At 41.9% G+C, this 7,663-nt stretch carries 7 protein-coding genes; 4 read left to right on the top strand and 3 right to left on the bottom strand.

Annotated elements, in window-relative coordinates; all coding sequences use genetic code 11:
• Positions 1 to 40 precede the first annotated feature (40 nt).
• The gene (locus ACT3SX_RS12565) at positions 41 to 649 is read right to left on the bottom strand and encodes a TetR/AcrR family transcriptional regulator (RefSeq protein ID WP_192519938.1); all 609 of its coding nucleotides are present in this window, start codon (positions 647 to 649) and stop codon (positions 41 to 43) included.
• 425 nt (positions 650 to 1,074) lie between these two features.
• On the opposite strand from ACT3SX_RS12565, the gene ACT3SX_RS12560 reads away from it, so the two are divergent.
• A complete protein-coding gene (locus ACT3SX_RS12560; protein ID WP_192519937.1) occupies positions 1,075 to 2,559 on the top strand; it encodes an aldehyde dehydrogenase family protein in 1,485 nt (494 codons plus the stop codon).
• Positions 2,560 to 2,687: 128 nt separating this feature from the next.
• On the opposite strand, the gene ACT3SX_RS12555 is transcribed toward ACT3SX_RS12560, so the two are convergent.
• Entirely contained in the window at positions 2,688 to 2,921 is a 234-nt protein-coding gene (locus ACT3SX_RS12555; RefSeq protein WP_192519936.1) for a hypothetical protein, read from the bottom strand.
• Positions 2,922 to 3,075: 154 nt separating this feature from the next.
• On the opposite strand from ACT3SX_RS12555, the gene ACT3SX_RS12550 reads away from it, so the two are divergent.
• The 3 genes from ACT3SX_RS12550 (at position 3,076) to ACT3SX_RS12540 (ending at position 6,554) form a co-directional block, all read left to right on the top strand.
• Entirely contained in the window at positions 3,076 to 4,506 is a 1,431-nt protein-coding gene (locus ACT3SX_RS12550; protein ID WP_192519935.1) for a DASH family cryptochrome, read from the top strand.
• 228 nt (positions 4,507 to 4,734) lie between these two features.
• Positions 4,735 to 5,991, top strand: coding sequence for an NnrS family protein (locus ACT3SX_RS12545; RefSeq protein WP_192519934.1), 1,257 nt, complete (start codon positions 4,735 to 4,737; stop codon positions 5,989 to 5,991).
• 59 nt (positions 5,992 to 6,050) lie between these two features.
• Positions 6,051 to 6,554, top strand: coding sequence for an Rrf2 family transcriptional regulator (locus tag ACT3SX_RS12540; RefSeq protein ID WP_192519933.1), 504 nt, complete (start codon positions 6,051 to 6,053; stop codon positions 6,552 to 6,554).
• Positions 6,555 to 6,635: 81 nt separating this feature from the next.
• Here the strand turns inward: ACT3SX_RS12540 and ACT3SX_RS12535 are convergent.
• A partial coding sequence (locus ACT3SX_RS12535) for an SEL1-like repeat protein (RefSeq protein ID WP_442440367.1) occupies positions 6,636 to 7,663 on the bottom strand: 1,028 nt, incomplete at its 5' end.

Raw genomic sequence — 7,663 nt, 5'->3', positions numbered from 1 at the left:
CAAGTAGACATTTAGAAATGGCGAGTATGTGCCTAGAGCGCTAACGTCCTAGCTGTGATGTGGTCATTTGCCATACTTCAGCAAGTGGGGTATTGGTTTGGCTAATTTTGGCAATTAAGCTGGCACCAAGCCAAGAAAAATACCACCGCTTCGCTATGCTTTCAGCAGCAATATTATCAGGCTGTGGCACAGAGCCATCTACCCAACCAGCTTTGATTTGGTCACCAAGCCAGTTAATAGTTTGTTGATAGCCTGCGTTTAGCGCGATGCGCATAGGCTCTGACATATCAGCCACTTCAGCGCTGAGCTTAACCACCAAGCATTTTTCGTGGTCGCAGCCATTCTGCTGAGTGTCATACCAATTTTGAAAATAGTTATATAGCTTTTGCTGTGCATTAATATTCTGCGCGCCGATGATGTCTAGTCGTGTCTTATATAGGCTAAAATAATGATGAATGATTGCTTCACCAAACGCTTCTTTAGACGCAAAGTAATGGTAAAAAGAGCCTTTAGGCACACCCGCTGTATCTAATATCTGCTTAAGACCAACGGCAGTAAAGCCTTTGTGTGCGATAAGTTGATAACCAGTTTCGAGCAAGTGGACTCTAGTGTCTGATGTAGCGATAGGTGCTTTTGTGATAGTAGACATAGAAATGATGTTCTCCTTGGAACTTCATAATAATAGAGTTATTAATTTTATTTGGGTGTCATATTGAGGACGTATTTTAATAGTATTTATAAATGTGCGTTACGTTTTATCAACAATATTTACGAGCAAAGCAGTCTTGTTTTATTAGTTGCTATGTTAGCATTAGACCAGTCGTCTATCAAGTTGCGTTTTAGGCCAGCTAGTCATTAGATTCCTTATCAGTTAAGCAGTTAGTTAAGTAGTCAGGATGATAAGGAGTATAACAATGAATAGTGCCTAACAGTGAGTTTAGATGTGCTGTTTATAAGAGGCTTTCTATGAACGAATTTCTCTAAGTAAGTGTTTTGTTCAATATTTTGATAATAACTTTAAAATCAATACTAAAACTAAATGTCAAACATAACAAAGTAAAAATAAGGATAATTATGTCAGCTAATGATACCAAAACCAGTGCTTACAGCGATTTTCATCTTCAATACATCGCAGGCACGTGGCAAAAGGGCAAAGACGAGAGCGTCAATACCAATACAAACCCATATAACGGTGATTCGCTTGTAGAGATTCAACAAGCAACAGAGGCACAATTAAATGAAGCCTACGATGCAGCGACCACAGCCCAAATAGAATGGGCCAAGCAAACACCAGCGGATCGAGCAGCGGTACTCTACAACGTTGTAAATATACTAGATCAGCGTCAAGACGAGATTATCGACTGGCTAATTAAAGAATCGGGCAGTACTCGTGTCAAGGCAATGGTAGAGCTCAGCACTGCACGCGCCATTACGCTAGAGGCAGCCACTTTTCCTAACCGTGTGCATGGTGAAATTCGTCCATCCAACACCCCAGGTAAAGAAAACTTTATTTACCGAGAACCTATCGGGGTGGTTGCCGTTATTAGTCCGTGGAATTTTCCGCTACATTTGACTCAACGCTCTATTGCGCCTGCATTAGCACTTGGTAATGCCGTGGTGCTAAAACCTGCTAGCGATACGCCTGTGACAGGTGGTTTGCTACTTGCGAAAGTATTTGAAGAAGCAGGTCTACCAAAAGGTTTGCTCAATGTGGTCGTTGGCTCTGGTAGTGAGATAGGTGATGCAATCGTTGAACACAAAGCGCCAAGTTTAGTATCGTTTACTGGGTCGACCTCAGTTGGCAAGCACATCGGCGAGCTGGCCAATGGCGGCGATTATATCAAAAAAGTCGCCCTTGAGTTGGGTGGTAATAGTCCATTTGTTGTGTTGAAAGATGCTGATATCGATCAAGCGGTAAAAGCAGCAGCCTTTGGCAAGTTCTTACACCAAGGTCAGATTTGTATTGCGATCAACCGTATCATTGTCGAAGATGCACTATACGACGAGTTTGTGACGCGCTTCGTTGACCATGTCAAAACCCTACAAGTGGGTGATCCAAACAAAGCAGAAACAGCCGTTGGCCCAATTATCAATGAAAAACAAGTCAAGTCGCTAAAAGACAAAATCGCCAAAGCACAAGAAGAAGGTGCCAATATGATTCTGAGTGGCGAGATAGAGGGTCAGGTCGTGCCGCCGCATATTTTCACTGAGGTGACACGTGAGATGGATTTGTCACGTAACGAAGTATTTGGCCCGTTGGTCGGTATCATTCGTGCCAAAGACGAAGATGATGCGTTGTCCATCGCCAATGACTCTATGTACGGCTTATCAAGTGCGGTATTTACGCAAGATTTGACTAAAGGTTTACGCTTTGCACGTGGTATCAAAGCTGGCATGACACATATTAATGATATCTCGGTGAACGATGAAAGTAATACGCCATTTGGTGGTGAGAAAAACTCAGGTATCGGACGCTTTAATGGCGAATGGGTATTAGAAGAATTCACCAGACTGCACTGGATTTCTGTACAAAATGAGCCACGTGAGTATCTATTCTAAAAGTGCCACTTTATAATTACTGTAAACTGATATGTGAATCATAAAAAAGACCGCTATATAGCGGTCTTTTTTATGGATGAGATATAAATAATGACTATCTGAATTAAATACCCTCCAGATAAGCCTTTTTATTTATTATGGTGAAAACCAAGTAAGCCTTCAATCTCTTCAACCGTTATGCGTCTGACAAGTGCTTGCTCTTCTACTGACAAGCGATTGGTATGTTCTTTTATCATGGTGTATATACTGCGAGAGATTTCGGCTGTCGTGGCGTAATACATTTGAGGCTGCTCTTTGGTCAGTCTCATTAAAAACTTATTGATAATTTTACGCTTTTCGTCCGGTGCGTTTTCTTCAGTCATATTATTCTCCTAGGGAACAATCATTTCATCAGGTAGCTCATATCAGTTATTTAACACGCTTTATACTGTATGCCGTATTTTAAACCATTATAGTTTGGGCTAAGCGATTAAATGATGTATTTAAGTATATGAGAGCCAAAATGGAAACTAAAATATGTTAAATCAGCAATCAGATATTTTACCAAACAAGCTAGTAGATAAAAAAGCAGTATTGGTATTGTTTCATAACGATTTGCGTGTCGATGATAACGCGACTGTGAGCAAAGCGGCGACATTGGCTAAAAAAGATGATGGGTCACTACTGTGTGTTTATGCTGACTCGTTGGCGCGTAGCATTGAAGCTTCTAATGTCAGCCAAACCAACGAGAGTCAAGCATATCAATTCGATGAGATGGGTGCTGCACGCGCGCAGTTTTTGGCAGAGAGCTTGGCTGATTTAGATGAGTCACTACAACGTCTTGGCAACAGCTTGCTTTATCTAACATCACGCCAGCCATCGCAACCGAACGGTGAGTCGACAACGAGCACCTTTGCTCAATTGTGCCAGCTGATAGAGCGTCAGCACGTTACAGATATTTGCGTCAGCGACACGGCAGACTATGCGCAAAACCAAATCTATGCGCTTTTACAAGAAAAACATCCAAAAATAACATGGCACAGCCAATCGACAAACACATTGTTTGCTACGTTACCGACAGAATACTTACCCAAGAGCTTCACCCAGTTTCGCAAAAAAGTAGAAGCAACGCATCATTTATTGACTGCTGCAGATGATGTGGTTTTGAGCAGCGCGCCATCGTCATTGCCAGCATTACCTGACAACCTACTCAATGAAGCGGAGGATAACACTCTGTTCTTCAAAAACTATCAGTTTGAACAGCAGTTATCTGAGTTTAAAGGCGGGGCAGCGAGTGCGTTAACCCATGTTAATGACTATTTTGGGTCTGACGCACCCAGTACTTACAAAACCACCCGCAATGCTCTTGACGATTGGACAAGCTCTACCAAGTTTTCGGCTTGGCTGGCGAACGGGTCGTTATCGGTCAATGTATTGCTCAACCGCTTGCGTGAATATGAGCGAGACACTGTCGCCAATGACTCAACATATTGGATTTGGTTTGAGCTACTGTGGCGTGAGTATTTTTACTGGTATGCGCTGACCCATCAGCAGCGGCTATTTTGGTTTAAAGGCATTGCCCAGCAGCCACCAACGACCAGTTTTGATAGGACACGCTTAGAACAATGGAAAACCTGCACCACGTCATATCCTATTGTTAATGCGTGTATGAAGCAGTTGCTGCAAACTGGCTACATGTCTAACCGTGGGCGACAAATCGTGGCCAGCTGCTTCATTCATGAATTGGGACTAGACTGGCGTTATGGCGCGACGCACTTTGAGCAACATCTGATTGATTATGATGTGGCGAGTAACTGGGGGAATTGGCAGTACCTGGCAGGGGTAGGTGCTGACCCAAGAGGATGTCGTCAGTTTAATTTGGCCAAACAAACCCAGCAATATGATCCGAGTGGTAGCTTTATTCATAAATGGCAAGGTGATAATACCGATGATTATGTACTAAGCTAACCTTAGCGTTGCTGATAAATTTTTAAAGATTTTTATATTGTCTTGTTCGCTCAGTACGCTCTGAATGTTTAAAAAATAAGAAGCTACCATCTTGGTGGCTTTTTTAACACCTGCTGTTTGAGATGCGGCTGCTAGCTAAGAATATTGCATAATTTATAACATTCATTTAAAATGAATGTTATAAATTATTTTATTAACACCCATCAATATATTTATAAGAAGACAGCCATGCAAGCTATCAATTTGCCCAGTAAACCGCCAAGCGCACCGCATCCTATTCTTAATTTGGGTTTTCGCTTATTTTTTAGTGCAGGGGCCATATTTGCTATTGTCACAATGGCACTATGGGCATTTGTATTTACCGGTCATACGGATATTAACGCCCAGGTATTGAATCCATTGTATTGGCATGGTCATGAAATGATCTATGGCTATGCACTAGCGATTGTAGCGGGGTTTTTATTGACAGCGGTAAAGACTTGGACAGGCGTAATGATGCCTCATGGCTATAAATTGCTCGGTATTTTTGCTTGTTGGTTATTGGCACGCTTGGGTTGGTTGCTATTTGGGTTGGGTATTGATGTTGGATTTGGGTCAGGCGCTGGATTACTATATGTAGCGGCAGCGTTTGATTTGTTATTTATGGGCTTGATGGCTTTTGTAATATGTCGAGCAGTCTGGCAGGTGAAGCAATATAAGCAGATGGGTATTTTGGCAAAGCTGATACTATTAACCTTAGGTAACGGTTTATGCTATTGGGGTGTCATTAATGCAGATATGAATGTGACCAAGATAGGTATTTATCTTGGGTTTTACTTAGTTATTGGTTTAGTGTTGACTATTGGTCGGCGAGTTGTGCCTTTCTTTATTGAACGAGGTCTTAGTACGACTGATGATAAAGGCGTTGTACAAACCGTCACATTGTATAATAGTAAAATACAAGATGTCGCCAGTTTATTATTGTTTTTAGCATTTTTTATCGTTGATTTATTTTATCCTAATCCGTACTTTTTGACTGTGACAGCGCTCGGCGTGGCAAGCGTGAATATCGTCCGTTTGATAGGATGGTATCACCACGGCATCTGGAAAAAACCATTACTGTGGTCGTTATATGTCGCGTTTTTGGGAATGTGCTTAAGCTTTATTTTGTACGCACTGCAACCTTGGTTAGGTTATTCCCATAGTGTGGCGGTACATGGGCTTGCGATTGCGGGTATTGGTATGATGACCGTGGCGATGATGACGCGGGTCTCACTTGGGCATACTGGGCGTAGTATTCATCAACCGCCCAACCTAGTCAATCTGATGTATGCGTTTATGGTATTGGTGTTTATCAGTCGGGTATTGTTACCATTGGCGGATATGAGCCACTATCTATTATGGGTTATGATTGCCCAAGGTGCGTGGATTGCCTGTTTTGTGTTATTTTGCATCAGCTATTTGCCAATGCTGGCACGCCCTAGACCTGATGGGTTGTTTGGTTGAACAGCTAGTGTTTAAGCAGAGAGTGGTTAATAAGAAGATTAGAATTGGAGTGTTCGTAAATGAGATTGACCAACTATAGTGACTATGCGCTACGCTCACTGATTTATTTGGCTGTGAGACCAGATCCGTCACTGTTAGCCAATATCAGCGATATTGCTGATAGCTATGGCATCTCTAAAAGTCATTTGACTAAAATCATACACCAGTTAGGGCAGCTGGGATATATAGAGAGTATCCGTGGTAAAAATGGTGGTATACGGCTGGCACGCTCACCTAATGATATTAATTTAGGTGCGTTGATTAAACAAATAGAGCCTGATTTTGATTTGGTAGAGTGTTTTGCTGTACCAGTGAACAAGGATAAAGATCCTCAGTCAAAAGGTCTACCAGTCGCCTTTATCGAGGAAGAGGCAGACAAACCGATAGGCTGCGTGATTACGCCAGTATGCCAACTCAAGAGTGTCTTTTCTGAAGCGTTAACGGCTTTTATAAAGGTTCTTGAACGCTATACACTAGCAGATATTATCAATAATGAAGATGAGCTGGCGGCTTTACTATCATAAATGCTTGGTGCTTTATACTGTCCTAAAGTCCTAAAGTCCTAAAGTTCTAAAGTTATAGCTAAACTTGGTCAATGAGGTTGGTTAATCGGTATTGGCACAAAATTCACATTCTAATAAACTATTTAACGCCAATAAATTTTGTTGTGCTGTTGCATCTCCTTGACTTGCTGCTTTTTTGTACCAAAAGAGCGCTTTATTATTGTCGATAGCAACGCCTTCGCCTTGTTGGTACATCCATCCGAGGTTGTTTTGTGCTGATGCAAATTCTTGCTCGGCGGCTTTTTGAAAAAAACTCATTGCTTTGTCATAATCTTGGACAACACTGCGTCCATCACGGTACATGACGCCAAGATTATATTGAGCTTCTACATATCCTTGATCCGCCGCTTTTTTATACCATTTAAGTGCTAGTTCATGGTTTTTGGTCACATCGATACCGTCGCTATATAGTTTGCCAAGAACAAACTGTGCTTTAGCAAACCCTTGATTCGCTGATTTTTTAGCTAACGAAAGGGCTTTGGTAAAATCTTTTGGCAAAGCCTTACCTTCGGAGTAGACAACGGCTAAGTGGTATTGAGCGGCAGCATTTTCTTGTTCAACTGCTTTTTTATACCAAGCAAGTGCTTTGACGTAATCTTGTTCGAGGCCTGTACCTGTGTAGTACATAGAGGCAAGGCTGTCTTGGGCTTTTGCATAGTTTTGCTTGGCTGATTCTGTGTACCATTCAGCTGCTTTACTATCATTTTGACAGACAATCTCTCCATCCTGAAACATAGCAGCTAATTCATACTGGGCTTTTTTATCACCTGCGTTTGCGGCATGTTGAGTGCTTGCGAATTCTGCGTTTGGTATATAGCTATCTTTACAGAGCCCTTTTTTTTCACGATTTAGATGAATTAGATTGTTACGCGCCAAGGCACTGCCTTGAGCGATGGCTTTTTGAAACCATTCGCTGGCTTTATCATAGTTCTGAGGTACGCCTTTTCCTTCATAATAAGCCCAACCAAGGTTGTTTTGTCCCATAGCTTCTCCCTGTTCAGCTGATTTTTGATACCATACAAGGGCTTTATCATAGTTCTGAGGTACGCCTTTTCCTTCATAGTAAGCCC

It is taken from the genome of Psychrobacter sp. AOP31-B2-9, from assembly GCF_052378005.1.
In the GTDB taxonomy this organism is placed as follows: domain Bacteria; phylum Pseudomonadota; class Gammaproteobacteria; order Pseudomonadales; family Moraxellaceae; genus Psychrobacter.
Note: the sequence above shows the minus strand (reverse complement) of the source record. Positions and strands in the feature narration are given on the sequence as shown.